The organism is Oscillibacter sp., assembly GCF_032060045.1.
In the GTDB taxonomy this organism is placed as follows: Bacteria; Bacillota; Clostridia; order Oscillospirales; family Oscillospiraceae; genus Oscillibacter.
The window spans coordinates 1-24663 of record NZ_DAMBZJ010000023.1; the positions used below are offsets into that span (position 1 = coordinate 1).

26 protein-coding genes and 1 pseudogene are annotated in these 24663 nt (G+C 47.4%); 13 read left to right on the forward strand and 14 right to left on the reverse strand.

Going from position 1 to position 24663, the window contains the following annotated elements:
* The 6 genes from RT018_RS10265 to RT018_RS10290 form a co-directional block, all read right to left on the reverse strand.
* Positions 1–471, reverse strand: a 471-nt coding sequence (locus RT018_RS10265) for a TRAP transporter small permease (RefSeq protein ID WP_312941605.1), incomplete at its 3' end; no start/stop codon positions are given.
* Positions 472–630: 159 nt separating this feature from the next.
* Positions 631–1668, reverse strand: a complete 1038-nt coding sequence (locus RT018_RS10270; RefSeq protein ID WP_312941606.1) for a C4-dicarboxylate TRAP transporter substrate-binding protein — start codon at positions 1666–1668, stop codon at positions 631–633.
* A 126-nt stretch (positions 1669–1794) separates the two neighbouring features.
* Positions 1795–2250 (reverse strand): MaoC/PaaZ C-terminal domain-containing protein, encoded by a 456-nt coding sequence (locus RT018_RS10275; RefSeq protein WP_294856189.1) that lies wholly within the window; start codon positions 2248–2250, stop codon positions 1795–1797.
* Between the two features lie 29 nt (positions 2251–2279).
* Positions 2280–3413: a CoA transferase gene (locus tag RT018_RS10280; RefSeq protein WP_312941607.1), complete on the reverse strand. Its 1134-nt coding sequence runs from the start codon at positions 3411–3413 to the stop codon at positions 2280–2282.
* Between the two features lie 17 nt (positions 3414–3430).
* Positions 3431–4570, reverse strand: a complete 1140-nt coding sequence (locus RT018_RS10285; protein ID WP_312941609.1) for a CaiB/BaiF CoA-transferase family protein — start codon at positions 4568–4570, stop codon at positions 3431–3433.
* The gene (locus RT018_RS10290) at positions 4567–5721 is read right to left on the reverse strand and encodes an extracellular solute-binding protein (protein ID WP_312941611.1); all 1155 of its coding nucleotides are present in this window, start codon (positions 5719–5721) and stop codon (positions 4567–4569) included. Before RT018_RS10290 ends, RT018_RS10285 begins: the two co-directional genes overlap by 4 nt.
* A gap of 241 nt (positions 5722–5962) precedes the next feature.
* Between RT018_RS10290 and RT018_RS10295 the strand changes: the two genes are divergently transcribed.
* Positions 5963–6670, forward strand: a complete 708-nt coding sequence (locus tag RT018_RS10295; RefSeq protein ID WP_312941612.1) for a GntR family transcriptional regulator — start codon at positions 5963–5965, stop codon at positions 6668–6670.
* 369 nt (positions 6671–7039) lie between these two features.
* On the opposite strand, the gene RT018_RS10300 is transcribed toward RT018_RS10295, so the two are convergent.
* Together RT018_RS10300 and RT018_RS10305 are read right to left on the reverse strand one after the other, a co-directional pair.
* A complete protein-coding gene (locus RT018_RS10300; protein ID WP_312941614.1) occupies positions 7040–7468 on the reverse strand; it encodes an RNHCP domain-containing protein in 429 nt (142 codons plus the stop codon).
* A gap of 237 nt (positions 7469–7705) precedes the next feature.
* Complete coding sequence (locus RT018_RS10305; protein ID WP_312941615.1) at positions 7706–8545, reverse strand: pirin family protein; 840 nt, start codon at positions 8543–8545, stop codon at positions 7706–7708.
* 439 nt (positions 8546–8984) lie between these two features.
* On the opposite strand from RT018_RS10305, the gene RT018_RS10310 reads away from it, so the two are divergent.
* Together RT018_RS10310 and RT018_RS10315 are read left to right on the forward strand one after the other, a co-directional pair.
* On the forward strand, positions 8985–9254 hold the full coding sequence (locus RT018_RS10310; RefSeq protein WP_293010144.1) for a zinc-ribbon domain containing protein: 270 nt from the start codon (positions 8985–8987) through the stop codon (positions 9252–9254).
* A gap of 288 nt (positions 9255–9542) precedes the next feature.
* Positions 9543–9956 (forward strand): hypothetical protein, encoded by a 414-nt coding sequence (locus RT018_RS10315; protein WP_312941618.1) that lies wholly within the window; start codon positions 9543–9545, stop codon positions 9954–9956.
* A 206-nt stretch (positions 9957–10162) separates the two neighbouring features.
* On the opposite strand, the gene RT018_RS10320 is transcribed toward RT018_RS10315, so the two are convergent.
* A complete protein-coding gene (locus RT018_RS10320; protein ID WP_312941620.1) occupies positions 10163–11581 on the reverse strand; it encodes a PLP-dependent aminotransferase family protein in 1419 nt (472 codons plus the stop codon).
* 143 nt (positions 11582–11724) lie between these two features.
* Here RT018_RS10320 and RT018_RS10325 point away from each other — a divergent pair, with 143 nt between their 5' ends.
* Positions 11725–12195, forward strand: coding sequence for a pyridoxamine 5'-phosphate oxidase family protein (locus RT018_RS10325; RefSeq protein ID WP_312941622.1), 471 nt, complete (start codon positions 11725–11727; stop codon positions 12193–12195).
* A gap of 82 nt (positions 12196–12277) precedes the next feature.
* On the opposite strand, the gene RT018_RS10330 is transcribed toward RT018_RS10325, so the two are convergent.
* Together RT018_RS10330 and RT018_RS10335 are read right to left on the reverse strand one after the other, a co-directional pair.
* Positions 12278–12931 carry a pentapeptide repeat-containing protein gene (locus tag RT018_RS10330; protein WP_312941624.1) on the reverse strand — a complete coding sequence of 218 codons (654 nt, stop codon included), beginning with the start codon at positions 12929–12931 and terminating at the stop codon, positions 12278–12280.
* 60 nt (positions 12932–12991) lie between these two features.
* The gene (locus tag RT018_RS10335) at positions 12992–13927 is read right to left on the reverse strand and encodes a YafY family protein (RefSeq protein WP_312941626.1); all 936 of its coding nucleotides are present in this window, start codon (positions 13925–13927) and stop codon (positions 12992–12994) included.
* 114 nt (positions 13928–14041) lie between these two features.
* Between RT018_RS10335 and RT018_RS10340 the strand changes: the two genes are divergently transcribed.
* Positions 14042–14695, forward strand: a complete 654-nt coding sequence (locus tag RT018_RS10340; protein ID WP_312941628.1) for a type 1 glutamine amidotransferase family protein — start codon at positions 14042–14044, stop codon at positions 14693–14695.
* Between the two features lie 230 nt (positions 14696–14925).
* Here RT018_RS10340 and RT018_RS10345 read toward each other — a convergent pair whose 3' ends face one another.
* Entirely contained in the window at positions 14926–15357 is a 432-nt protein-coding gene (locus tag RT018_RS10345; protein WP_312941630.1) for a VOC family protein, read from the reverse strand.
* Positions 15358–15516: 159 nt separating this feature from the next.
* Positions 15517–16842: a S41 family peptidase gene (locus RT018_RS10350; protein ID WP_312941631.1), complete on the reverse strand. Its 1326-nt coding sequence runs from the start codon at positions 16840–16842 to the stop codon at positions 15517–15519.
* A gap of 468 nt (positions 16843–17310) precedes the next feature.
* On the opposite strand from RT018_RS10350, the gene RT018_RS10355 reads away from it, so the two are divergent.
* A complete protein-coding gene (locus RT018_RS10355) occupies positions 17311–17991 on the forward strand; it encodes a class I SAM-dependent methyltransferase (RefSeq protein ID WP_312941633.1) in 681 nt (226 codons plus the stop codon).
* A gap of 82 nt (positions 17992–18073) precedes the next feature.
* Here the strand turns inward: RT018_RS10355 and RT018_RS10360 are convergent, their stop codons facing one another.
* Positions 18074–19525, reverse strand: coding sequence for a YdiU family protein (locus tag RT018_RS10360; RefSeq protein WP_397360145.1), 1452 nt, complete (start codon positions 19523–19525; stop codon positions 18074–18076).
* 481 nt (positions 19526–20006) lie between these two features.
* On the opposite strand from RT018_RS10360, the gene catA reads away from it, so the two are divergent.
* From catA to RT018_RS10395, 7 genes and pseudogenes are all read left to right on the forward strand, one after another.
* Positions 20007–20663 carry a type A chloramphenicol O-acetyltransferase gene (gene catA / locus RT018_RS10365; RefSeq protein ID WP_312941635.1) on the forward strand — a complete coding sequence of 219 codons (657 nt, stop codon included), beginning with the start codon at positions 20007–20009 and terminating at the stop codon, positions 20661–20663.
* Positions 20664–20999: 336 nt separating this feature from the next.
* Positions 21000–21503 carry an alpha/beta hydrolase gene (locus RT018_RS10370; RefSeq protein ID WP_312941637.1) on the forward strand — a complete coding sequence of 168 codons (504 nt, stop codon included), beginning with the start codon at positions 21000–21002 and terminating at the stop codon, positions 21501–21503.
* Positions 21504–21733: 230 nt separating this feature from the next.
* The gene (locus RT018_RS10375; protein ID WP_312941639.1) at positions 21734–21928 is read left to right on the forward strand and encodes a DNA-binding protein; all 195 of its coding nucleotides are present in this window, start codon (positions 21734–21736) and stop codon (positions 21926–21928) included.
* Positions 21925–22611, forward strand: coding sequence for a response regulator transcription factor (locus tag RT018_RS10380; RefSeq protein WP_312941641.1), 687 nt, complete (start codon positions 21925–21927; stop codon positions 22609–22611). Before RT018_RS10375 ends, RT018_RS10380 begins: the two co-directional genes overlap by 4 nt.
* Positions 22612–22619: 8 nt before the next feature.
* A complete protein-coding gene (locus tag RT018_RS10385) occupies positions 22620–23657 on the forward strand; it encodes a HAMP domain-containing sensor histidine kinase (protein WP_312941643.1) in 1038 nt (345 codons plus the stop codon).
* A gap of 76 nt (positions 23658–23733) precedes the next feature.
* Positions 23734–24417 carry an ABC transporter ATP-binding protein gene (locus tag RT018_RS10390; protein ID WP_312941645.1) on the forward strand — a complete coding sequence of 228 codons (684 nt, stop codon included), beginning with the start codon at positions 23734–23736 and terminating at the stop codon, positions 24415–24417.
* Positions 24414–24663, forward strand: a pseudogene (locus RT018_RS10395) (ABC transporter permease); the annotation flags it as partial. The gene RT018_RS10390 and the pseudogene RT018_RS10395, both read left to right, overlap by 4 nt.

A 24663-nucleotide genomic window follows, 5' to 3' on the forward strand; every position in this document is an offset into this window, starting at 1 on the left:
GGTTTTGAATGCCTTGAGATCCTCCGCCACACGCTTTGCCGTATAGTAAGTCATAAACGCAAAACTGATCGCAATGGGAATGTCGTAAACCGTGTAGGGGACCTGAAGGCTCAGCGACACCTTGTTAGCCGCACTCATGGCAAACTTCCAGCCAAGCGCGCACATCATGGCGCAGATTACAACCTGCGCCATATCAATAATCAGCGTAGCCGTCTTATTGATTTTGGAAGGAAGCAGAGTGATTAAGATATCCACGCTAATGAGGCCGCCCCGCTCCTTGCAGCAGACCGCCGCCCCAATAAAAATTGTCCAGATAAAGCCGATTGCCGCGACTTCTTCGCTCCACACAAGGGAGCGACCAGTGGTAAATCGCAGAATTACATTAAAAAAAACCACCGAAATCATCGTGATAAACGCGGCTCCGGAAACCATCTCCAAGATATGATTGCCGATCCACCTAAATAGTTTCATAGCTCCCAACTCCTTTTTTGTCTGCCGGCAGGCCGCTTGCAAATCGGCCTGCCGGCGGACATTCCCGCCCGGTCCAAATTTATGTAATGAGAAACTTTCCGTGCTTTCCTGTTTCTTTGCAAGCGGCGCGCCCTACGCCGCCCGGTTCTTTCTATCTTCTTATTTCAGGATGGCGGATACGGTATCGTACAGACCGTCGGACCAGCCGCTGATATTCCCGTAGACGGACTTTGTGGCTTCCACAAACGCGTCGTGGTCCGCTTCATAGAACTTAATGCCCTCGTCCTCCAGCATGGTCTGGAACCCCGCCTCGTCCACCGTCACTCTGTCAATGGTGACCTGCGCCGCATTGGAAATTTCTTCCTGAAGAATCTCCTGATACTCTGCGGGCATGGAGTTGAAGTAATCGGCGGACATATTCACACTCCAGATGGCCATAATGTGCTTGTCCAGCGTGATATTCTTGCAGACCTCATAGATTTTGGAATTGTAAAGAGTGGACAGCGGCGCCTCACAGCCGTCGCACACACCCTGCTGCAACGCGCTGTACACCTCGTTCCAAGGCATCTGGGTGACGGTAGCGCCCATGGCCTCCAGCATCCCCACACGGGTGGGAGAGGAAGCGGAGCGAATCTTCATTCCCTTCAGATCCGCAGGAGTCGTAACGCTCTTGTCACCGGTATAGGTCAGATTTCTGGAACCGAAGTACCAGCTCATTCCAAGATTTTTGATTCCCTGGCTCTCCAGATTGCTACGCATATCCTGCATCCAGTCGGACTCGTCAATCAGCTTAAACTCGCTGGGGTCGGCAAAGAGAAAGGGGCCGTCCAAAATACCCAGGTCGGGCGCGTATGCCGACAGAAAGTCAGGGGTGCCGAAGGAGATGATATTGGCGCCCTGCGCGCAAAGCTCCAGCGCATCCGTGTCGGTGGCCAGCTGTCCATCCGGGTAGTTTTCAAAAACCACGCCGCCGTTGGTCCGCTCCGTAACCCTTTTGGCCATAGCCTGCGCACACTGGGCCACGGTTTCGTTTCCGGAAATGGTATAGGACATCTTCAATGTGTAAACCTTTCCGTCTCCATCGGCTGACGCGGAGCCGGAAGACGCATTTGGGGTGGATGTAGCGCCGTTGTTTCCGCATGCGGCGAGAGAGAAAGTCATTGCCAGAGAAAGCAGTAATGTCAAAAATCTTTTCATAATCCATTCCCTTTCATTTGTCGGTTTTCTTGTTGGAGAAAGCTTTCGCCGGTTATAGGTTCTTTGCTCTGTGGGATGGGGCGGGACGGGAGGGAACAACTGAAGCGTGAATCCGCGGCAGCAGGCTTACTTGGAAAGGGGCGTGCGCCGTTCGTTCAATGTCAGATGGTCGCAGATCAAAACCACCTCTCCGTGCTGGTTGATTACGTCCATATGCTCAACGACGATCCCCATGTCCGGGCGTTTGGGATGGTCGCGCTTCTCTGTGATGGTCACCACCACATGGATGGTGTCACCGATGAACACGGGCTTTACAAAGCGCAGGCGGTCATATCCATAAGAAAAGCCCACGGTGTTGATGGTTGCGGCCTTCATGCCCACCGCCATGCTGAAGGTCAGCGCTCCGTGGGCAATCCGTTGTCCAAACTCGCTTTTTTTCGCAAATTCCACGTCCATATGGTGGGGGAATACGTCGCCAAGGTCTGCGTGGAGCACGATGTCCGTCTCTGTCATCGTTCTGCTATAAGTAGTGTGCGTGTCTCCGACGTTAAAATCCTCAAAGTAAATTGCCATGGTGTCCATAAATGTCTCTCCTTTTTCTGATAAACTGATTAGTTTGCCACGCCGTATTTTTGGTTCTGCGCACCAATAGCGGGCGCGGGCTTTTCATTCAGCAGCCTCTCGCCGTCTATGCGGATAGGGCAGCGGGTGGTGGCAAAGGACTTGCCATCCTCCCGTTCCACTGTCTGAAGCATTTCAAGGCTTTGAAAGCCCCCTGTTTCCAGCAGCTCCTCCCAGTTATAAACCCGGGCGCACCAGATGTCGGCAGGCTCCAGAATTTGCAGCCAGCGGTCCACCGTCCCGGTTTTCAGGTGGTCCCGCAAAAATCCTTTGATCTCGTCCATTTTATCGAACCAGTCCGATTTTTGGGTGTACTGGGTCAATGGCTCGCAGCCCAACAGTCGTCCCAGTTCTGGCACTGGGGTCATGGCCAGAGCCAGAGATCCGTCTTGCGCCGCGTAAATTCCGTAGGGCGCTCCGTGGCAGGGATTCACGCCGTTCACCTCGCTGCGGGGGGAGAGCTTTCGCCCGTTGTTCAGGTAGGCTCCAAAGTTTTCAAATTCAATGTCCAACATCGCCTCGGCAAGGCTTGTTTCAATTTTGCAGCCCTCGCCTGTGCGCCCCCGGCGGTAGAGGCCCGCCAGAATGCCCTGCGCCATATACATTCCGCTGAATTCGTCCGCAACCGAAACACCAAAGGGAATCGGGTTCGATCCGCTGCCGCTCAGATAGCAGGCCCCCGTAGCGCACTGCACCAGCAGGTCCTGCCCCGGGCGGTCCTTCCACGGATTATCCCGTCCATAGCCCGTGATTTCGCCATACACAATAGAGGGGTTGATTTTTTTCACCGATTCATAATCAAGGCCCAGCCGGTCCGTCACGTCGGCCCGGAAATTGATGAGCATTGCGTCCGCCGACTGTATCAAAGGAATCAGCTTCTCCCGCTGCTCCTGATTTTTCAGATCCAGACTCACGCTCTCCTTATTTCGGTTTACAAAATAGTAGCTCGCGTTATTGCTGTTGAATTTCAGTGCGGGGCCGTAGTTGGTTCTGTATGAATCCCCGGTGCCCGGGCGCTCCACCTTGATGACGGTGGCGCCCATATCGGCCAGTCTCAGGCTTGCAAACGGACCCGCCAGAAACTGGCTGAAATCCAAAATCGTAAATCCATCCAGTGGTTTCATGCCTTTCACTCCCCTCCTCACAGACCAAACTCGTGCTTGAGCTTCTCGGTATCCGCCCCTAACCGGGGTGCGAAGGTCCCCTCCCCTGCACGTTCTCCGTTTACCCGGATGGGACATTTGGTGGTCCAGATGGGGTCCTCCAGCTCCGGGCGGCGAATGTCGATCAGCGTGTCCAGGGCCGTAAAAAATTCCGAGCGCACCATCTGATCCCAGTCGTAAATCTCCCCGCACCAGAAGTCTCCTTTTTGCAGCACATTCAGCCAGTGCGCCGTGGTATCCGTTGCAAGACGCCGGGCAATGATGTCCTTCAGCTCGTCCCGCTTTTTCATGGGATCGTCGTCTCCCATCAGCTCCGGCTCGTCCAGCAGCGTGCCGAGGGCTTTTATGGAGCCCATCGAAACTGCAATAAAGCTGTCTTTTGTTTTGTAGATTCCGTAAGGCGCGCCAAGGTCCACATTGGCATTCCCCAGCTTGCTGCGCTGGGGCAGCCGCCCATCTCTGTTCAGGTAATTAGAAAAGTTTTCAAACTGAAGATCCATCATGGACTCCAGAAGGGAAACCTCCACCTTTCCGCCTACCCCGGTTTTCCCGCGCCGCACCAGACAGGCCAGCAGGCCCTGTACCAGATGGGTGCCCGTAATGGAGTCCGCCAGAGAAAGGCCCAGCGCGATGGGCGGATCGTCCCGGTCCCCCGTTAAGTACGCCGCGCCGGATATAACCTGCGCCAGCAGGTCCTGTCCGGGCTTTTTCACCCAGGGGCCCTTCGTCCCGTACCCAGTCACCGTGCCGTAGACGATTCCGGGATTCGTCTTCTGCACTGTTTCGTAATCCAGGCCCATCCGTTCCATAATGCCGGGCCTGAAATTGGAGATCATTACATCAGCCCGGTCAATCAGACGGCGGACGGATTTTAGATCCTCCGGATTTTTTAAATCCGCCGCGTAGCTCTCCTTGCCCCGGTTGATAATCTGAAAATTGACCGAATCCCCGTCCGATGTCAGATTATTTAGCGTGAGCTGGCGTCCGCTGTCGCCCACCCCTGGCCGCTCCACCTTGATCACCCGCGCCCCCAAGTCTCCCAGCCGCATGGCCGCCGACGGGCCAGATAAAAACTGGCAAAAATCAAGTACAATGACTCCCTCTAGCAGCTTCATCATGTTCCTCTCCGGGACTTCAAATACAGCGCATTGAGCTTTTCCAAAGCGCCCTTGACATCGGTCCCCGTTTTCATATATTCCTGCACAATGAATCCGCCTTGATTCTGCAAATCCATGTACCCGTTGTACCTCGGCCGAATGGAGCAATGCTCCAGCGTATCCGCGGTATCTTTAAAGAATCCATTGGACCGCTCGTTCACCCATCGGTCTTCCCATGCGGTTTTGTAGCCGGGCTGTCCGCCTGCGTCAAAAAAGAGCGTCCTTTGAATTTTCTCCGAAGCCACGTATTGGCAGAAATCCGCAATCTCTTTCCGGCTTTTCGCATTGGCGGAAACCGCCAGACCCGTTCCTCCCAAGGTGGTTTTCAGCATCGTGCCGTGATAGGACACTACGTTTGCTGCCTTCAACACCCTTTCGCCGTAACCCAGACGGAAATAATTCGCATAGCCGAAAAGGAAGGGACTGTATAGGTAAGGGGTGTCCTCCCTGCTCAGCTCCTCGTAAACCTGAATCGGATTCATCTCAAAGAGGACCGGGACGCACAGTGCCGCAAGCTCCCGTTGGCGCTCCAGCGCTTCCGCCCCAACAGCATAAGGAACCAGTTCCTCTTCCCCATACAGGGCTTCTTCTCCGCCGGCAATTGTCGCGCACAGAGAGAAGAAATCCAGAATCGTATATACCGGGCCGCCCGCAAAGATGACGCCCCGTCCTCTGGCAAGAGAGAGCACATCCTCCCAAGTCTCAGGCAGTCTGGTCTCCACTTTTTCCAGAAGGTCCTGCCGATAAACTGCCACCGGAGCAGCCCCGTCAATCGGCAGCGCAATTTGCTGCCCCCCCATGGTATAGCTGCGATAGGACGGGCCAATGCTGTTCCTCTTTTGATCCTCCAAAAAGTCCGCAGGAATCAGTTCATTTAGCGGAATAAGTATTTGGGAGGCCACTGCCCGCCCCGTCCACGGATGATCCAGCACCAGCATATCGTACCGCTGGGCCAACTCCTCGATTGACTGGCTTTCAAAGTTTGCCAGAGACCGCTTTTCCCATGTAATCCGAATCTCGGGATGAAGCTCCTCATAGCGCTGTGAAACTGCAACCATCGGGGGATAGCCCCGACTGTGGGACCACGTCATCCCCGTCAAATGAATAGGCACTGTTGTTTCCTCCACACCAAAAATAGTTGGTTTTTGTTATTCTGGTAGTACCACGTTCCAAAAATAATGTATCATTTGATTGATTGCATGTCAATACAGGAGAGAATATTTGTGCGTATTAACAAATCTTATCTTGTTTTTTGAACAAATTATCAATTTTCCTCTTTTGGAACCATTTGACAAACATATGCAGTATGGTATACTGATTGGAAAATCAGGTCAAAAATATAGGGGTAATTGTATGAGCGTACAGTTTGAATCCTTAAATAGGGTTACTTTAACCGAACAGGTCATGCAGCAGCTTGCGGCTAAAATTATCAGCGGAGAGCTTAAGCCCGGCGAGAAGCTTCCGCCGGAAAGAGAGCTCTCTCAAATGCTGGAAGTTTCACGAAGCCGTATTCGGGAAGCGCTGAGGGCGCTGTCCCTCATCGGCTTCGTGACCATCAAGCCCGGCGGCGGCACCTTTGTGGGCAATCAGATTGACGAAATGCCGGAGGAGACGATTGTCTGGCTTTTTCGCCAGAAGGTCAGCAATTACCATGAGGTCTACGAGGCCCGCCGTCTGATTGAAACCGCCGTATATCTTGCGTGCTTTGATCGGAAGACGGATGAAATCGTAACCTGCATCCGCAAACGTGTGACTCTGCTGGCGCAGGCCTATGCGGACGACTGCTCCCCGGAGAAGTTTAACGCTCTGCTGGAAGCGCTGGACATCTATGTGGCCCAAAACTGCGGAAACGACGTGTTTTATAAGCTGATGCAGACCATTATCCTGCTGCGCCGGGAGGCAGCATTGAAAATTCTGGAATCCCCCTATGAGCGTAAGAGCTCCGTTGAAAAACGGAGTCTGGTGGCTCTGGAATTCGAGCGGGGCGACTATAAATCTGTTAGCAAAGCGATCAACGCCTTTTTTGACGCCTCTGTGAAAGATTTTACGTTCAGTTCATAGGTCCGTCCGCCCAGTCAAGTCGATCTGATTGGCCCGCCGTCGGCGGGCGTTTTCCGGATTCCGGTGGCTGGCGGCACCCCTCTGAATAGAGCACCATATCGAAGAGCGTTTCTTTTGTAAAGAAACGCTTACGAAGGAATTGATTGCCGCGCGGCTATATTAATTGCGCGGATACGGTTACCCCCCGCCCCGCAATTTGACTGAAAGTTTTATGCGTCAGGCAAACCCGACAAAAAACGGCAGTTCCATCTGAGTCTTCTCAGATGGAACTGCCGTTGCTTTATTTACAAAATAAGCGCAGCAAACATTCCACACCGCACCAAGGCCCGTGGAATTTGGTCTTCCTGCAGGCTTTTTGCTCGTTTTTAATCACTTCAACAAGCTGCCCTGGCCGCCCATTAAGGACACCAGCTCCTCTATGCGTTCCAGCGGAAACGGCGGCTCGCACAGAGGCTTCAGGGCAATACTCATAAGCTTCATTGGATTATCATCCGCCGCAACCCGGTTCGAAGAAAGAGCACCGCAAATGCGGCATCGGTGGATCACCGCCCATTCGCCGCCCTTGCGCACCCAGACAGCCACAGGCTCCATTGTTCCGCCACAGTCGGCTTCCCGATCCCCCGGCTCAATGTCTACATGCTGACTAGAGAGGCAGTTCGGACAGTGATTCCGGTGATTACTCCCGGCGCCCAGTGGAAAAACCTGCCTCCCACAGACTTTGCAGGTAAATACATCCTCGCAGGCATGCGTTTTAAAATAACCTTTTTCGTATTGTTTGCGTTTATTCTCACGGTTCATAAAGTATATCCTCCAAAAAGTAAATTGTCATCCTTTTGGGAGGAATGCGGGATTATCTGTCGCAAACCTCCCGGTTTGCAACAATCTCCACATAATTCGTCTTTTTCAAAAAGCAGTTCCTTTCCGCATTTTTTATTTTGGTAATGTCCTTACCGTTTAATGATTATAGCACAGAAACACACGGAGGAAAAGAAAAATGTTTTTGTCGGATTTTGTCCAAAAAAACGTCTTCCTCTCTTAGTATGCAATCTCTTTTTGCAGGAAGGTCCCCCGATCCAGATCGTCAAACGCCTTCTGCAATTCGGCCTTGGTGTTCATGACAATCGGGCCACCCCAAGCCACAGACTCATCCAGCCGCACGGAGCTGATAAAAAGAATTTGCGCGTTTTCCGCGCCCGCCTTGATCTCCACATGGCTCCCCGCCGTAAGCTTTACCGCCGTCTTTTCCTGAATCGGCTCTCCGCCGACGATTGCGTTGCCCAGTAGCGTAAAAACCATAACAGAACGCGTGTCTTCCGTATGGATCACGATGGAAGCCCCGGCGTTCAGATGGATGTCGTAATAGTCCAGAAGCAGATAGTTGCCTGCATACCCCTTTTTGCCTTCAAATTCCCCAGCGAGCAGCCTTAGCTTTCCGTTTTCCAGCGGAATCTCTTCGATTTCGGCGTTTTTGATACTGTGATAGGCTGGGGGCACCAGCTTGTCCTTTGCCGGAAGATTCAGCCAGAGCTGCACGCCCAGCATTCTTTCCGATGCGGGCAGCTTTTCCTCGTGCAAAATTCCGGAGCCTGCCGTCATCCACTGAACCTCTCCATCACCAATGGTATCCGAATTGCCCAGGCTGTCCCTGTGGGTCATTTGCCCGCGATAAACGTAGCTGATCGTTTCAATTCCTCTGTGGGGATGCATGGGGAATCCGGCGGTGTACTCATCCGGGTTTATACTGTCAAAGGAGTCAAGCATCAAAATCGGGTCGTATTCCTGAACAGTCTCATGTCCCAAGACACGAACGAGACTCACTCCCGCTCCATCCCGAGTCCGGAATCCCTGCACTTTCTGCCGAACTTTTCTTTCCATATACTTTTCCTCCTGCGTAAAAAATCGACTACTCAGCCTTTGCGGCGTTTTTATGTAGGAACGGTCATACCGTACCACAATTCTGCGCGTTGGATGGCATTTTGTTTATATGATTATAATACCATAAATTTTTTTACAAAAAAAGTCTTACACCACGTTTATTGAAATTCTCCAGTATGCTCCCCTGCTGCGCATCTTGGAAAAACCACGGGAGATTTGCGCGGCTGCGCCTGATGGAGCACAGCCCCCCAAGTGCGTCGTGTCAGATTCCATCTAAAACCCGCAAAGAAGTCGTTTTTGCACGTCGGACGCGGCTTCCACTTACTCATTTCCTATTATTTCTTTGCTATACTCAAAACATTGTATTGACTTATTGCCCACATAGGCGTATGCTAATAATGTCGCCGAAGAGGGCGAACTAATTTAAAAGAGGTATCTCATGTTTCAAGACAAAACCATCGTTTGCAAGGACTGCGGCCAGGAATTTACTTTTACCGCCAGAGAGCAGGAGTTTTTTGCGGAGAAGGGTTTCACTAATGAACCCCAGCGCTGCAAATCATGCCGCGACGCCCGCAAGGGGAACGTCCGGGGAGGCAATGCTCGCCAGATGTTCGACGCTGTTTGCTCCGAGTGCGGAAAGCCCTGCAAAGTCCCCTTTGAGCCCCGGGGAGATCGCCCCATCTATTGCAGCGATTGTTTCCGTAGATAAACCCTTGCACCCAGGCGCCTCTTCGGAGGCGCCTTTTTTATGTCCTTTGCGTCCATTTACTGATTGTGCATTTCATAAAGCCATTTTCCATAGCGTGCTCTCTACAATTATCTGTGGTATATTTTACTAAAATATGGTATTGTGGTGAAAGGCACCGCAAGGCGAACTGTTTTTAATCGCGCAGGCGGATACCGTAACCCAGATCTGTCGGCCGGTATAAGCCGAACGCTTATTGTCAGCTCTGCCGAGGCAACGCAATCTTGAAAAACACGTGGGAGGGGTTTGTTTATGGAATCGTTTTATAGCGGGCTGTACACAATCTTACAGGCGTACATTATTGCTGTGCTAGTCGGATACTTCGTCGGAGGACTACTCTTTGGACTTGCCTGCCGGGCAATCGTAAAAAACAAAGGCTATCCAAACGATTCTTGTGTCCGAAACGCAATCGGAGGATTTTTTCTTTGGTGGATATGGCTTATTGTTTGCGTCTGCAAGCCCGATGCAAGGCCCATACATTATTCGGGCGCGGATGTTGTCAGGCTTGATGGTATGTCTGACACGCGCTTCTGGGGCTTCCTGTTATCCGGCGGCGCAATCCTTCTCCTCGGCTGCGCCCTCCTGTTTAAAACATGGTGGGGGCTTGCCGTGGCAGCAACCGGCCTTGTTTGGTGGATCGCCATGTACGCAAACACAGGCAAATAGACAGCAACGTGGTTTTGACTGCACACCACTTCTTCAGCACCAGCGTGTTGAACGCTTATAAATAAGAACACCGCTGCAGTTTTGAGCCGCAGCGGTGTTCTTGTTGGAGTGAAATTATCTGGCCTTTAGAAATCTCCTTTCGCAACAATGGTCTTAAGCCAATCCGCAAGAAGCTTTCATCCAATCAACTTATAAACACTCTGGAATTAGTTGATTTCATCATTCCAAACGCGCCGCAAAATTCGAATGCCTTCGCATATTTTCACTTCATCCAACAGGCTATATCCCATAAAAATCAAATGGTCCGGACCGTCCTCCGCATAATTCCAAAAGGGCTCTACGGAATATACCCGGACCCCCGCTTCTTCCGCCTTGCTCATAAGCCGTTTGGTATTTGTCCCACGCGGAAACTCCAGCAAAAAATGCAAGCCCGCTCCTCGCCCATGAAGGACCACCTTATCGCCAAACTGTTCCGCGCATTCCTGCACAAACACATCGTGTCGCCTACGATAGGCAGAGCACATTTTCCGGACATGCCGTGCGTATTCGCCGCTCGCCATATATCTGGACAGCACCTCCTGTGTCAGCCAGGATACCGGGCTGGAATACGAAGAAAACATGCGATGATAATCCGCAAGCAGGCATTTGGGAAGAACCATATAATTGACGCGCAGGGCCGGCGACAGAGATTTTGAAAACGTCCCAATATAAATAACCCGGTCATTCCTGTCAAGTGATTGAAGGGATGGCACCGGATTTGCGTCATATCGGTACTCACTGTCATAGTCATCCTCAATTATATAGGAGTTGCTTTCTTCCGCCCATTCTAAAAGCTGTTTGCGTTTGTATATGGAAAGAACGGAACCATAGGGAAATTGATGAGACGGCGTAATGTAAGCCGCGCAGATATCTGCCGATTTCAAAGAAGTCAGCGCCAGCCCATCTTGGTCGGCTGCAAGGGCATGGAGTGAGAATCCATGATTCTTGAAAAGTTCCCTTGCCCCATGGTAGCCGGGGTCTTCCATTGCAACTCTCTTGCGCTCCCCAAACAGCATGCATAAGATGTCCAGAGAATAATGTAAGCCGCAGCCAATTACGATTTGTTCTTCCGAACAACGCACGCCCCGAGAATGATGCAGATACGTTTGCAGTTCCTGCCGCAGAGACAAATTTCCCTGTTTGTTACTATAGTGCGTGAGGCAGGAAGGGACAGCGGCGCTCAGTGCTGCCGCAGAATGCTTTTTCCACGCGGCGCTTGGAAAACAGCTCTTTGGAAAATTTCCATATTGAAAATCATACTCTATCTTTTCAGACTTCTCTTGAAAGCCACAGTCATGTCCGCCGGAATCAGCCGGAACAGGACATTCCGTTTTCTTAAAAGGAGCATCTGCCCCACCCTCTACCAGAAATCCAGAACCTTTATGCGGCGAAATATACCCCTCCACGGCAAGCTGGGTGTATGCCTTATCCACTGTATTTCGTGCGACTCCCAGCGTTTTGGATAGGGTACGTATGCCGGGGAGCCGTGTGCCTTTGGCAATGCTTCCGGTTGCAATTCCACTTTTTATCTGCAGATAAATCTGCTCATACAAAGAAGTATTTGCGTCTTTATCAATATAAACCATAATCCCTCCCAAGTGTCCCCATGTGTTTTGCGAAAAAGTGTAACTTTTAACAGGTATGCTTTCATTGTATAATAGAAGCGTACTTATTACAAGTAATGCAAGAAGTCTCGTAACATCAGGAAAACGATTAGGAGGAATTACAGATGCAGTACAGAATGAAACGGTTCCAGTTAACTCCGGAGCAGATGGATGAATTGCTGCAAAGAGCTGAATGCGGACGGTTCGGGACGATCCGAGAGGATGGCTATCCCTACGTAATTGCAATGCACTTTGTTTATTGTAACGGTAATGTTTATATGCATGGCCTGCCCAAAGGGCAAAAAATTGATAATATCAGCAGCAATCCCAAGGCATGCTTTGAGGTGGACGAGCTTCTTGGCTTACAGCCCGGCGATCAGACGGCTTGTGATACAGAAGCCATCTACAACAGTGTGGTTCTGACCGGTACAGCCCATATTCTTAATGATCTTGAACGCAAGCGCGAAGTGCTGAATGGGCTGGTGGAAAAATATACTCCTCAATTTGCCGGCATGGAACTCCCTGAGAATATGGTCAAGGGTACTGCCGTCATAGAGCTTCAGGTTGCGGAATGTACCGGAAAATATCATAAATAAACTGTCGCGCAACAAGGTCCCTTGAATCTCTCCAAGGGACCTTTGCTATGCGAAGAACGGCAGCACCAATCCACGCATTTATTTATAATTTTACGATGATTCCCCAAAGGCCAATCAGATTTGCCGCCTGAAACATATCAATAATAGCTCCCTTAAGTTCCACAGGTGGAGAGGACACGATTGGCGCGGCCAATTCACTATTCGTAAAATCAACCGTTGCAAGTAATGTTCTATGAAAGTTATTCTTCAGAAACTTAGATTTGTTCGGTTGAAACTTTTTTAATTTTGCTTCCACCATGGATGCCTCTGTAAAATCAATTTCTTCAAACACGACATCTGTCATCCTGCTTCTGTCGAAATATGAGTATTGGAGATTGGTCTCTTCAAAAGCAGTCTTCTTGATAACGGTATCGCTCATATTTACGCCCAAACATTTACAGGAAATAAACCTGCACCTTTCAAAGTAGGCGTTCTGAAACTCTGTGTTCGATAAATCACAAGATTGAAATACAACATCAATAAAACTTGCCTTTCGGAAATTGCATGCATGCAATGTACAATTGTCAAAAATGCTTTTATTAATTTCAATGCTATAGAACCCTTCATCTTGAACAACAGAGCCTGTACTTTTCATATTTGTAATTGGGAGTTCCGATATAAGGAACTCCTCTGCATAAGACGAAAAGTCATTTGTCAATGTAAATTCTTTGGGTAATTGAGGACTCGTTTTATTCATAATACACAATCCCCTCTTATTCAATATTACTTAGGTTTAACAGTTATCCCCTAGCATTACTTATTTGCTACCGTATAAGGCCGCGATCTTTTGTATTTTTCGCTTCATTTCCGTGCGGATGTGCAGCGGTTCCAGGCATTCGCATTTATCCCCAAAGCTTAGAAGAATGTCATAGTAATATTCATTTTCAACGAAGGGGAAGCTCACAATATACCATTCATCTCCATCGCATAAAAAGTCTTCAAAGGCGCAATAATCAAGAACCCTGTCCATAACCGATTTGTGAATACGAATTTTGATTTTTGTCTGTATGGTTTCTAAGATGTCGGTAGCGTCCAAAATTGGTTTTTGATAATGTTGCGGTGTAAAAGATTCCTCTTGTAGTGTTAGGTTCGATATGCGCGAAATTGAGAATAAGCGAAAATCATGCCTTTCACGGCAATACCCTTGCAAATACCAATGACCGCTCTTCAGTATAAGCTGATATGGTTCAACTGTTCGTGTCGTCTTTTTTCCGTGGTGAGATATATATTCAAAGGTCAGCAGCATGCTTTCCTGCAAAGCTGTTTTGATCATCTCTAAATACTGTAGTATGTTCCTGTTGCTCATCCACGGACTTGAATCTATACAGATTCGATTGGCTTTTAATTCAATGTCCTTCTCCTTATCGGCGGGGGTAAAAATTTTTACCTTCGCCAGCGTGTTCACCAGCTCATCCCCGCGCATCACACTGGAAAGATTGGAAAGCCCCATCAAGATGGCGGACAAGTCCGCCGTCGAAAAAACGGTTTTATCCAGCTTGTAGTTTTGCATAATTTCGAAGCCACCGCCCACTCCTGAAGTGGAGTGAACCGGAATTCCAGCCATGTTGATTGCTTCAATGTCTCGGTAAATGGTGCGGGGTGAAACTTCAAACAGCTTCGCCAGTTCCTGTGCGCCGATCCGCTCTTTTTCCAGAAGCAGCAAAATGATGCTTACCAGTCTATCTACTTTCATCAATGGCCGTCCTTCAAAATTTCATTTGTTTTATTGCAGATTGTTGCCATGCTGTTGTCAACAATTACATAGTACAATAAATTTATCTATAACACAATGAACCGGAGGAAATTTATGTTTTCAATCTATGTTTATGTCCTTGACACTTTCGCGGACTGGGAGCTGGGGTATGTGTCTGCGGAACTGTATTCTGCTCGTTTTTTCAAAAAGGACGCACCTAAGATCTCGCTGAAAACGGTGGGTTCTTCCAAAGAGCCAATTCGTACAATGGGCGGGCTGACGGTGGTGCCTGATTGCCTGATTGACGAAATTGTTGTGGCAGAAACAAGTGTGCTGCTGTTGCCGGGCGCAAATACATGGAATGACCCCCGGCACGGAAGCATCCTTGAAAAAGCAAAAGAGCTTCTCGCGGTGGGTGGTACTGTTGGCGCAATTTGTGGGGCTACCGCCGCCCTTGCCAATATCGGTCTGTTGAATCAACGCCCCCATACCAGTAATGGACCGGGATTTCTTGAAATGTTTGCGCGCGATTATACGGGGCAAAGTTTTTATATCGACCAACCGTCTGTGGCAAATCACAACCTGATTACTGCAGGTTCCACCGGGGCCTTGCTGTGGGCAAAACAAATCATTGAACATTTAAACGTTTTTCAAACCGACACGCTGAAATCTTGGTATGAATACTTCAGCACCGGTAAGCCGGAATGCTTTTATGCCCTCATGCAGACTTTGCCGTCTTATAGTGAAAGCAATCCATCGTTTTCCTAACCAGAACATGGGTCCGATTCATCATGTATGTAAGGAGAACTCTTTAAATGCAATTGTTGTTTCGGATCGTCGTAATTATAATGGCAAACGAGCGGCATGATTTGCAATCATGCCGCTCGTAGCAGTTTGATAGAACATAAGAAAGAATGTGTTATTTAAAGAGATCTGCTGCCAAGCAAGGAGTGATGCTTTCCTTGGCATATTGTTGATAACGAGCACTTGCGGCTTTGTTAAAACACCAGCATGCCGTCATCATCATATTTAAAATCAGGTCCCCATGCAACCTCCCAATAGTAGCCATCCAAATCTGCAAAATACGCGTGGTATCCACCCCAAAAAACTTCCTGCGGTTCTTTAACAATTTTGGCTCCAGCTTTTCTGGCCTTTTCAATTACTTTTGCAACATCCTCTTTGTGCTCAACATTATACGCCAACGTGATTCCGCCAAAGCCGCTGCATACTGGAGGCGGGGCCTCTGCGCGAATGTCTTTCGCCAGTAAGTCCAGAGGGAAGAGTTCAAATTTTGTGCCCGGCGTATTAAAGAATACCACTTGGGGATTATTGCTCTTTTCATCCGTTTGAAACCCTAACCTGTCCCGGTAAAACTGGATTGATTCTTCCATGTTTTTTACACCCAGGCAAATGCAAGTAATCTTATTCATTCACTAACACTCCTTGTATGATTTTAGTAATTGCGATCTACGCTGTGTCGTCATATTGCTCCAGATAGAGCATCATCACCCGGCATTTTCCTCCCAAGAACTTGCACCCCAGCCTAATGCCAATTCTAAGCGTAGCAACACCGCAATCCGCGCAAGAGACTACGGTCTTTCAATTAAGCTTAGCACCTTATGCAGCGCATCCTCTGCTTCGATGTCCGGCACTGTGCCCGTCTCCTGATTGCAGCTTCCGTCCGCATTAAGGCAATACTCCACATCGAACTGAACTAAAAGATGGCTGTTAGGAAGTTCAAAAAGGATTGGACCGCCGCTATCGGAGCCGCCCGTTGTCTGTCCTACCAACGTGGCAAACCCAGTGTCTTTGCAAAATACCGCAAACGCCTCCGCGGAAGAGTATACCGCCGACCCTACCAACACCCATATTTTTCCATGAAACATTTTTTCTCCTGTATCCGGCTCCACAGGTTCCGACAATTCCCTTGCCAGAGACAAATCTGCCATATCCTCGCTGGACAGCTCTTTCAACTCCGGATCGTCTTTGACTGCTTCCATGCTTAATGTGGAGTCTTGATACTGCAACATATAGAATTGCCGTGCCAATTGGGTGTCTTTCATTAGCCGTATCAGCCGCGAGTTGACCGGTTCTGCAAGATTGGGACGAACAAAGGCCTTCTCCCAGTAGTCAGTATTTCCGCCACCGTTATTCTGGATGTCGATAATCAAATTATCGTAATTCTTAACTTCCTCCAAAAAAGTCTGGATTTTTGGCAAATCAGCGTCTATATAGGAATCATCAAAGGAATCCACTCGGATGTAAGCGGTCTTCCCTTCTTCAAGGATGTTTGTTGTCAGATTTGCATTTGCAGGCATGCTTTCTATTTCCGCCTGCTCACTTGATTTATCATCTTCAGTCTCCGCATTGCTCGTGTCTTCCAGCGGAAGTGTTCGCAGGTAATCACAATATTCATAAAAAGAAATAACTTCCGGCTTTTCAATCACGTCAACCCAGGGCTGCACCTCCGGCATTTCGTCGACGTACTCCTTATAAACACCTAACCCTTCAAAATGGTTTGGATTGACAATACTCACATGGCCTACCATCCCGCATACTTCATACAGACTGTTGGCCACAATGGATAAAAACTGATACATTGCCTCGTCGCTCCCCGCTTCAACACCTTGAAGCTGTCCGCGATAATCGGAAATAACTGCGTTATAGTATCCCGGATCCTGCGGCCTGCTCCGGGCCAGCACTCCCCAAAAAGGATAGCTCTCTTTCATTGCTTTCCACATGGCATCATAATCAGAAAGCAGTTGTTCATTGCTCAGCCGCTTATTCGTATAAAAAACATCGCTTGAAACGGAACCGGTTCTTCCCTCCTGATTGTCCACTTGATTCGATCCACATGCAACTAAGGAAAAACTCAACGCAATGGCTAATATCCCTGACGCTATTTTTCGTTTCATGCCACCATACCTCTCGTAATAACCTGTCATTCCAAGCATTACACTTTATATTATGTTACAGTGTTTACCAAGCTGTAAATGATGGATACGGTTATCTGTTAGGAACATATGAAACCTTGCAGGCTAGCAAACTTCCCTTAAAAATTCCTCAGATTCCAGGTAACTTCATGTTTTCATTATAGCGGAAAATTTAGGTATCTGCAATAGAGTTTCCAATTCGACCATAAAACGAGCGGTACAGTCATAAACTGTACCGCTTACATTTCGATACTTTCACAGTTCTGGATCGTTCAATTCCGTGGCAGTAGGCTTGACAGCATGATCCCCGAGGCGTTTTGGTTGATATTGTTATAATCTCAGTGTAATATAGGATTGTAAATTATTAACAATTCACACTTTTTCATCGCAGTACCGCCCTTGGAGAGGGGCTTTATAAACTACTACTCTATCATATAAGGATAAACGGTAATGAATAATTATTATGCTGACAAGTTGAATTCCCAAAGCTTGTTTCGCGTCTACGAAACCGCCATTCCCCGCGTAAAGCAATATTTAGATGAAGAGATTGACTTTGTCCGAAAAAAGCTTTCCGGGACAGAACGTGTTCTGGAAATGGCCGCTGGTTACGGGCGGATTGTGAAAGAGCTGGCACCCTATTGCGATTCCATTATCGGCATGGATATCTCTGCCGATAATGTGGAATTGGGCAAGGCCTATTTAAAAAATTATCCCAACGCATCCATGGTCACTATGGATGCCCATGAGATGACCTTTGACGGAACCTTTAACGTCATTCTCTGTTTACAGAATGCATTGTCCGCCATGAGAGCCAATGAACGCGTTATTGATCATATGATTAAACTTCTGGCGCCCGGCGGAACGGTCTATTTTAGCAGTTACAGCGCTAAGTTTTGGGAATGGCGCCTTAAATGGTTTGAAGAGCAGGCGGATAAAGGTCTGCTTGGAGAAATTGACTGCGAGCAGTCAAAAGATGGGGTCATCGTTTGCAAAGATGGCTTCAGGGCGATCACACATTCGCCGGAACAATTGAGAGAAATTGGGGAACGGATTGGCCTGCCATACCGAATTGAAGAAGTGGATGAGTCCAGCATTTTTCTTATGATACAGAATAATTCATCCGAAGTATGAGGGACAGAGTGTTTTACATCGTTTAAAAATTGCATCAATTCACCTTTTTGTTTATGCTATAACGCTACATCGGCAAAGCCGCTCAAGTCCCACAAAATGTCTGGTAATGACAAGATGCAGGCGGAGGCACTTGTGGAAACGTTTCTTGTTCAGCCGTATAGCCATAAGGATTTTCCAAAGCGAGGAGCAGTTTATGCATGTTGGATAAATCGCCCTCTTGCGCAGCCGCCAGTGCTTCTTCAACCAGATGGTTTTGGGGAATCATCGCAGGGTTATGAATTTTCATAAGTTCCCTGCTTTCCTTTCTTGACTGTGGCTGTCGGTCAAGCCGTTCTTGCCAGCGCTCATGCCAAGGATGATACGCAGGGTGGGCAAACAAATTCTGGCCATCGTTCTTGTCCAATGTCAAGGATTTGAATGTCTTTGTATAATTCGCTTGATTTTGTTCCATAAGATACAAAAAATCGTTGATCAGCAGAGGGTCCCCCTCTTCCTGATTATACAGCCCCAACTTTGCCTGCATTCCCTCCAGCCAATACTGATGATACAGGTTCCAAAAAGTTGAAACTTCTTCTTGGGCAAGTTCTGCGGCCTTATTTGTGTCATCATGAATCAAGGGTAACAAGGTTTCCGCAAAGCGAGCCAAATTCCATGCAGCCATCTTTGGTTGGTTTTCATAGGCGTAGCGTCCATGTGTATCGATGGAACTGAAAACAGTTGCCGGTTGATAAACATCCATAAAAGCACAAGGACCATAATCAATGGTTTCGCCGCTAATGGACATATTATCTGTATTCATTACACCGTGAATAAACCCCACCAATTGCCATCTGGAAATCAGATACGCCTGCCGTTTCACCACCTCTCTTAGCAGCATCAGATATTTGTTTTCAGATGCTGCAATGGTTGGAGCGTGCCGTGTTATGGTGTAATCGGCTAAGCTGCGAACATCATCTTCCGTGCCAAAGTGGGCAGCATATTCAAAGGTTCCTACTCGAATATGGCTTTTTGCAACACGTGTTAAAACTGCTCCCTGCAGATTTTTGTCGCGCCTTACAATTTCTCCCGTTGTTACGACCGCCAGACTTCTGGTTGTTGGAATCCCCAATGCATACATGGCCTCACTAATGATATATTCCCGCAGCATGGGTCCTAACGCTGCGCGTCCGTCGCCACCTCGGGAGTATGGGGTTGGCCCGGAACCTTTTAGTTGAATATCAAATCGCTCTCCGGAAACTGCTATTTGCTCGCCCAGAAGAGTAGCGCGTCCATCACCTAACATGGTAAAAAAGCCGAACTGATGTCCGGCATATGCCTGGGCTATAGGCTCGGATCCGCCGGGAAGTTCGTTTCCGGCAAAAACGCCTAATTGCTGTGGTACGCCTAAAAAATCCGCTAATGCATCATTAAATATGATGAGTTTTGGAGCGCGCACAGCGGTCGGATTCTGGCTTATATAAAAAATCTCGGGTAGATTCACATAACTGTTATCAAAGTTCCATGGTTCTTTTTCCAATTTTCTCAACCTTCTTATCAAATAATGTTGCTGCCAACTTTAGTATCGGTTGATTTCATCCTTTTATGTTCCAAATGCATCCGCCATTTTATCTATGCCGTGGTCGGTTATGATGCCCTGCTGCTCCGACTTTTCGGCCAGTGCCTTAACAGTGTGCCTCCTCCAAAGTAACCAGCCGGATTGTTTTGCCGAGAAAAACAGCACGGTGCCTTTTGTAGATGTCCTTATAGCACGAAACCCCACTGTCTAAAAAACTCTGCGCAGCTCCCACTCGCTATATCCCATTTCATCATACAATGCCCGCCTTAGAAAACAGGGAGAAATTGTATAACGTTTTTTATGAAATTCCATCCGGCTTGTACTTGACGAACCAATAAGATATACTTTAATTTACATTATATGCAGAGAGGGATGAATAAACAATGGTAACAACAATTTCTTTATCGTGCATGGCACAGGCTTTTGCACGTTAAAATAAATGAGAATGCGGAGAATTGTTATGGGCTTTCATTTGATTGATATAAATAATTGGGTGCGTAAAGATTACTATCATCATTATATGCATGATCTGCGCTGCACTTATAGCTTAACCGCCAATATTGATATAACCGGTATGCGCGCAGCATTAAAAAGCATGGACAAAAAAATATATCCTGCGCAAATCTATATGCTCACCACAATTGTTAACCGATATCAAGAGTTTCGTATGAATACTGATCCTGATGGTAATTTAGGTTTTTGGGACGAGCTTAATCCGAGTTACACCATTTTCAATAAAGAAAAGGAGTTATTTTCGAGTATATGGACTCCATATAACACTTCTTTTCTACAGTTTTATGAAAATTGCATATCTGATATTGCCTGTTATTCAAGTGCCACTAAGCTAATGCCCAAACCCAATGAACCACTTAATACGTTCAATGTATCCTGTTTGCCCTGGGCGAGCTTTACAGGATTTAACCTCAATGTATACACAGATGGTTGTTATCTGCCCCCTATTTTTACTATCGGCAAGTTTATCGAGCAAGATAAAAAGGTTTTAATGCCATTGGCAGTGCAAGTACATCATTCAGTATGTGATGGATTTCATGTTGGGCGATTTATTAATGCACTGCAAGAATGGGCAGATCACTTTGACGATTGGCTCTATCAGTAATCTTCACATACATGCTTATTATGCGCGGACATGAGGCATAGGGGAACGGCGGTTTTGAAAATAAAAATCAAAGCCGCCGTTTTCCTTTTTTAATATGATTTCGGAAAGTGTATGAACGTTGTTTTATAGCACCGCCCGCAACGCCATCCAACATTTTATCCGAAAGCTCTTGAATGTTGCTGGATTATAAGACTGACCATGATATTTCGTCAAAGCTTCTTTGGGAAGTACAACGCTTTGTACACAGAGTAAAATATTTTCCGATATGGAAAAGCTGCTGCGAATTGAGCGAAAACGCAACCTAAAGATTTTGCTTGATTGAGAAGAGAGCGCCCATTGTATAAAAATGATCTGATATGGAGGAAGGTGCAGGTCTTCCTTCCTCCAAAATACAGGCTCAACGCAAAGGCAGAACCGGAAGAACATTTTTTGGAACTAAACAACGGCAACCGAATTCATCTGGATGTATATTCTCCATCAGAACCGAAAGCCACCATTATTCTTTTTCATGGTGTTGGGGGAAATGGACGGCTGCTTTCCTTTCTGGCGGTGCCGCTTCTTAACAATGGATATCAGGTGATATGCCCCGATATGCCTTTATATGGATATAGTAAATATAAAGGCATCGTCAACTATGATATGTGGGTAGCGGATGCCACGTCGTCAAGAGGTTTGTCAATTCAGGTTTTCTCGTTGGTGGAGTGTTTCCGCTTCTCACCAAATCATTATACCCGTGTATCCTTTGATCTGAGCATATTCATTACTGGTCGAACGGAACTGAATTACTACGAATGCGGCAGTCGCAATTATTATTACGTCTCCAGCAAACAATGCTTTTAACTGTTTACATACCTCGCCTTTTATTTACTTTAACCTATGCCCCCGGGCAAATTATACAAGACTTTTCTTTAGCAACCCTTTAACTTTCTATTTAAGTATTTTGTATGAGATGTTCATTCTCGCGACTCAATTTTACAATTTCTATATCTTTCTTCTATGGACATGCTTGTATTATTCGAGATAGCGAAATATAATAAATATAAGGTTTTCTGTTATAGAGGTATTGCAATATGGAATATATGACTCTGAAAGAAGCAAGCGAAAAATGGGGCATCACCCCTCGCATGATAAACTACCATTGCACTAATGGCCGTATATCTGGCGCGGTAAAAATGGCATCGGTCTGGCTCATACCAAAAGATGCGGAAAGGCCAGCCGACAAGCGATACAAAACCAATAGTCCCAAGGATGGTGATTATAAATGAAACGAATATTTTTAGTGGAAGATGATTTAAGCTTAATCAATGGCTTATCTTTTACGATTAAAAAGCAGGGGTACGATTTGGCTGTTGCCCACACAATCTGCGAAGCAAATACGAAGTGGGCAGATGGTAACTATGATCTGGTGATTTTAGATGTTTCGCTACCGGATGGCACAGGCTTTGAATTATGCAAAAAGATACGGCAGACATCACAAGTCCCCATTATTTTTTTGACTGCTGCCGATGAAGAAACCGACATCATCATGGGGCTTGACATAGGTGGTGACGACTACATCACAAAGCCTTTTAAGTTGGCAGTGTTTCTATCAAGGATCAATGCGTTGCTGCGCAGAAGCGAGCATTTTAATCAGGCAGATACGGATCTGGTGTCAGGCGGAATCAAAGTAGATTTGCTAAAAAGTGAGGTATCCAAAAACGGTGAAATTGTTGAACTAACCGCCGGCGAATTTAAACTCCTGCACCTATTTTTAGAAAACCCAGACAGGGTGCTTTCGCCGGAACAGATTTTAAGCAAGCTGTGGGATTGCAATGAAAGCTATGTGGACAGCAATACGCTCACCGTGTATATCCGCAGACTGCGCACCAAAATTGAAGATGACCCCGGCAATCCCAAAAGAATCATTACGGTGCGCCGCTTAGGGTATAAATGGAATTCCGTTGATTGAGGTGCATCATGAGAATACTGGCTAATCGAAAAATTAAACTGCTTTTTATACAGATATTGACGTGCATTGCTGCGTTTATAGTAGCCACATCCGTTCTGATGCTCTTATCCTTTGTTCCTGCGGCGCGATCAATATTTATCTGTGCGCTATGTATGGCATTGGTGATCCTCTTGCTATGCTACGGATATTTTAAGGAGCAATATAGAACCCTTGAAACTGCTGTGTCCGAAATCACAGCATACATTTCTGGGGATCCCGATGCCCGTATTGAATGCAATGATGAGGGCGAACTATATCGACTATTTCATGAGGTGAACACGTTGGTTTCTATCCTGAATGCCCATGCACAGCAGGAACTGAAATCCAAGGAATTCTTAAAAGATACGATTGCGGATATTTCGCATCAATTAAAGGCCCCTCTTGCAGCACTCAATATTTACAATGGAATTCTGCAAAGCGAAGCAGAAAATTCGCAGACGATTGAAGAGTTTACAACTCTATCCGAACAGGAACTGGGCAGAATTGAGACTTTAGTGCAAAACCTTTTAAAAATCACCAAAATGGATGCTGGGACAGTTGTTCTCGACAAAAGGATGGAAAATGTATCGGAAATGATGGAATGTGTTAAAAGGCGCTTTGCTTTCCGAGCCGAGCGGGAGGAAAAGGAAATCCGATTAACCGGTGACTCTGCTGTCACTTTGCTTTGTGACCGGGATTGGTTAACGGAGGCACTGGACAATATTGTTAAGAACGCCCTTGATCACACGAAAAAGGGAGATTGGATTGACATTGCGTGGCTACAGTCCCCTGCAATCCTCCAAATTCGTATCAAGGACAACGGCTGCGGCATTCATCACGAGGACTTGTATCACATTTTCAAGCGGTTTTACCGCAGTAAATTTTCAAAGGATACACAAGGAATCGGTTTGGGGCTGCCCCTTGCTAAATCCATCATTGAAGCCCATAGCGGGACCGTAAAAGTTGACAGTGAATTGGGTGCGGGAACTACTTTTATCATAGAATTTTTAATTCCTACAAAATTGTAGGATGAAATTCATCTGGCCGTAGGATACGCATGCTACTCTTTCATTGTGGTTATGGCACAGAAAGAGAGGTACAACAATGAACCTATTAGAAGTAAAAGCAATCTGTAAAACTTATGGCAGCGGTGAAGCCGCTGTTCACGCATTAAAAGATGTCAGCTTTACGGTACCCAAAGGCGAATTTGTCGCAGTGGTGGGCGAATCCGGCTCCGGTAAGAGTACGTTGCTGAATATGCTGGGAGCGCTGGATACGCCAACCTCCGGCAAAGTCTTTATTGACGGAAACGATCCCTTCAAAATGAAGGACCGCCAGTTAACTGTTTTTCGCCGCAGAAACATTGGTTTCATATTTCAGGCGTTTAATTTAGTTCCTGAACTGACGGTGGAGCAGAATATTATTTTTCCAGTTCTTCTCGACTACCAAAAGCCGGATAAGAAGTATCTGGAGGAATTGCTGACGGTGTTGGGTCTGAAGGAGCGCCGAAATCATCTCCCCAGCCAGTTATCCGGCGGGCAGCAGCAAAGAGTGGCCATCGGGCGTGCGCTGCTGACACGGCCATCGTTGATTTTGGCGGATGAGCCGACCGGCAATCTGGACTCTCAGAACAGCAGCGAGGTCATCGCCCTTCTCAAAGAAGCCACCAAAAAGTATGAGCAGACCATTGTGATGATCACCCACAGCCCCAGCATTGCCCAAACCGCTGACCGTGTGCTGAAAGTATCCGATGGCACGCTCACCGATTTGGGGAGGTGTCGGGAATGAAAAGCTATCTGAGTCTTATTCCAATCTCTGCCAAGGTTCATAAGCGGCAAAACCGTATGACACTTTTGTGCATTGTGTTCGCCGTATTTTTGGTGACGGCCGTGTTCAGCATGGCAGAGATGGGGGTGCGGATGGAGGCAGGCAGGCTGATCGGCAAACACGGAAGGCAGGCCCTGCAAAGCCTTTTTGCCAGCACAATGGCGCAGACCTTGTTTGGTGCGGCGGCAGTATTGTTCCTCCTAATTC

What these genes read in the sequence shown, in the direction of transcription:
- RT018_RS10270 (WP_312941606.1), bottom strand. Translation starts at nt 1,668, where the DNA reads ATGAAAAGATTTTTGACATTACTGCTTTCTCTGGCAATGACTTTCTCT.
- RT018_RS10275 (WP_294856189.1), bottom strand. Translation starts at nt 2,250, where the DNA reads ATGGACACCATGGCAATTTACTTTGAGGATTTTAACGTCGGAGACACG.
- RT018_RS10280 (WP_312941607.1), bottom strand. Translation starts at nt 3,413, where the DNA reads ATGAAACCACTGGATGGATTTACGATTTTGGATTTCAGCCAGTTTCTG.
- RT018_RS10285 (WP_312941609.1), bottom strand. Translation starts at nt 4,570, where the DNA reads ATGATGAAGCTGCTAGAGGGAGTCATTGTACTTGATTTTTGCCAGTTT.
- RT018_RS10295 (WP_312941612.1), top strand. Translation starts at nt 5,963, where the DNA reads ATGAGCGTACAGTTTGAATCCTTAAATAGGGTTACTTTAACCGAACAG.
- RT018_RS10300 (WP_312941614.1), bottom strand. Translation starts at nt 7,468, where the DNA reads ATGAACCGTGAGAATAAACGCAAACAATACGAAAAAGGTTATTTTAAA.
- RT018_RS10305 (WP_312941615.1), bottom strand. Translation starts at nt 8,545, where the DNA reads ATGGAAAGAAAAGTTCGGCAGAAAGTGCAGGGATTCCGGACTCGGGAT.
- RT018_RS10310 (WP_293010144.1), top strand. Translation starts at nt 8,985, where the DNA reads ATGTTTCAAGACAAAACCATCGTTTGCAAGGACTGCGGCCAGGAATTT.
- RT018_RS10315 (WP_312941618.1), top strand. Translation starts at nt 9,543, where the DNA reads ATGGAATCGTTTTATAGCGGGCTGTACACAATCTTACAGGCGTACATT.
- RT018_RS10320 (WP_312941620.1), bottom strand. Translation starts at nt 11,581, where the DNA reads ATGGTTTATATTGATAAAGACGCAAATACTTCTTTGTATGAGCAGATT.
- RT018_RS10325 (WP_312941622.1), top strand. Translation starts at nt 11,725, where the DNA reads ATGCAGTACAGAATGAAACGGTTCCAGTTAACTCCGGAGCAGATGGAT.
- RT018_RS10330 (WP_312941624.1), bottom strand. Translation starts at nt 12,931, where the DNA reads ATGAATAAAACGAGTCCTCAATTACCCAAAGAATTTACATTGACAAAT.
- RT018_RS10335 (WP_312941626.1), bottom strand. Translation starts at nt 13,927, where the DNA reads ATGAAAGTAGATAGACTGGTAAGCATCATTTTGCTGCTTCTGGAAAAA.
- RT018_RS10340 (WP_312941628.1), top strand. Translation starts at nt 14,042, where the DNA reads ATGTTTTCAATCTATGTTTATGTCCTTGACACTTTCGCGGACTGGGAG.
- RT018_RS10345 (WP_312941630.1), bottom strand. Translation starts at nt 15,357, where the DNA reads ATGAATAAGATTACTTGCATTTGCCTGGGTGTAAAAAACATGGAAGAA.
- RT018_RS10350 (WP_312941631.1), bottom strand. Translation starts at nt 16,842, where the DNA reads ATGAAACGAAAAATAGCGTCAGGGATATTAGCCATTGCGTTGAGTTTT.
- RT018_RS10355 (WP_312941633.1), top strand. Translation starts at nt 17,311, where the DNA reads ATGAATAATTATTATGCTGACAAGTTGAATTCCCAAAGCTTGTTTCGC.
- catA (WP_312941635.1), top strand. Translation starts at nt 20,007, where the DNA reads ATGGGCTTTCATTTGATTGATATAAATAATTGGGTGCGTAAAGATTAC.
- RT018_RS10375 (WP_312941639.1), top strand. Translation starts at nt 21,734, where the DNA reads ATGGAATATATGACTCTGAAAGAAGCAAGCGAAAAATGGGGCATCACC.
- RT018_RS10380 (WP_312941641.1), top strand. Translation starts at nt 21,925, where the DNA reads ATGAAACGAATATTTTTAGTGGAAGATGATTTAAGCTTAATCAATGGC.
- RT018_RS10385 (WP_312941643.1), top strand. Translation starts at nt 22,620, where the DNA reads ATGAGAATACTGGCTAATCGAAAAATTAAACTGCTTTTTATACAGATA.
- RT018_RS10390 (WP_312941645.1), top strand. Translation starts at nt 23,734, where the DNA reads ATGAACCTATTAGAAGTAAAAGCAATCTGTAAAACTTATGGCAGCGGT.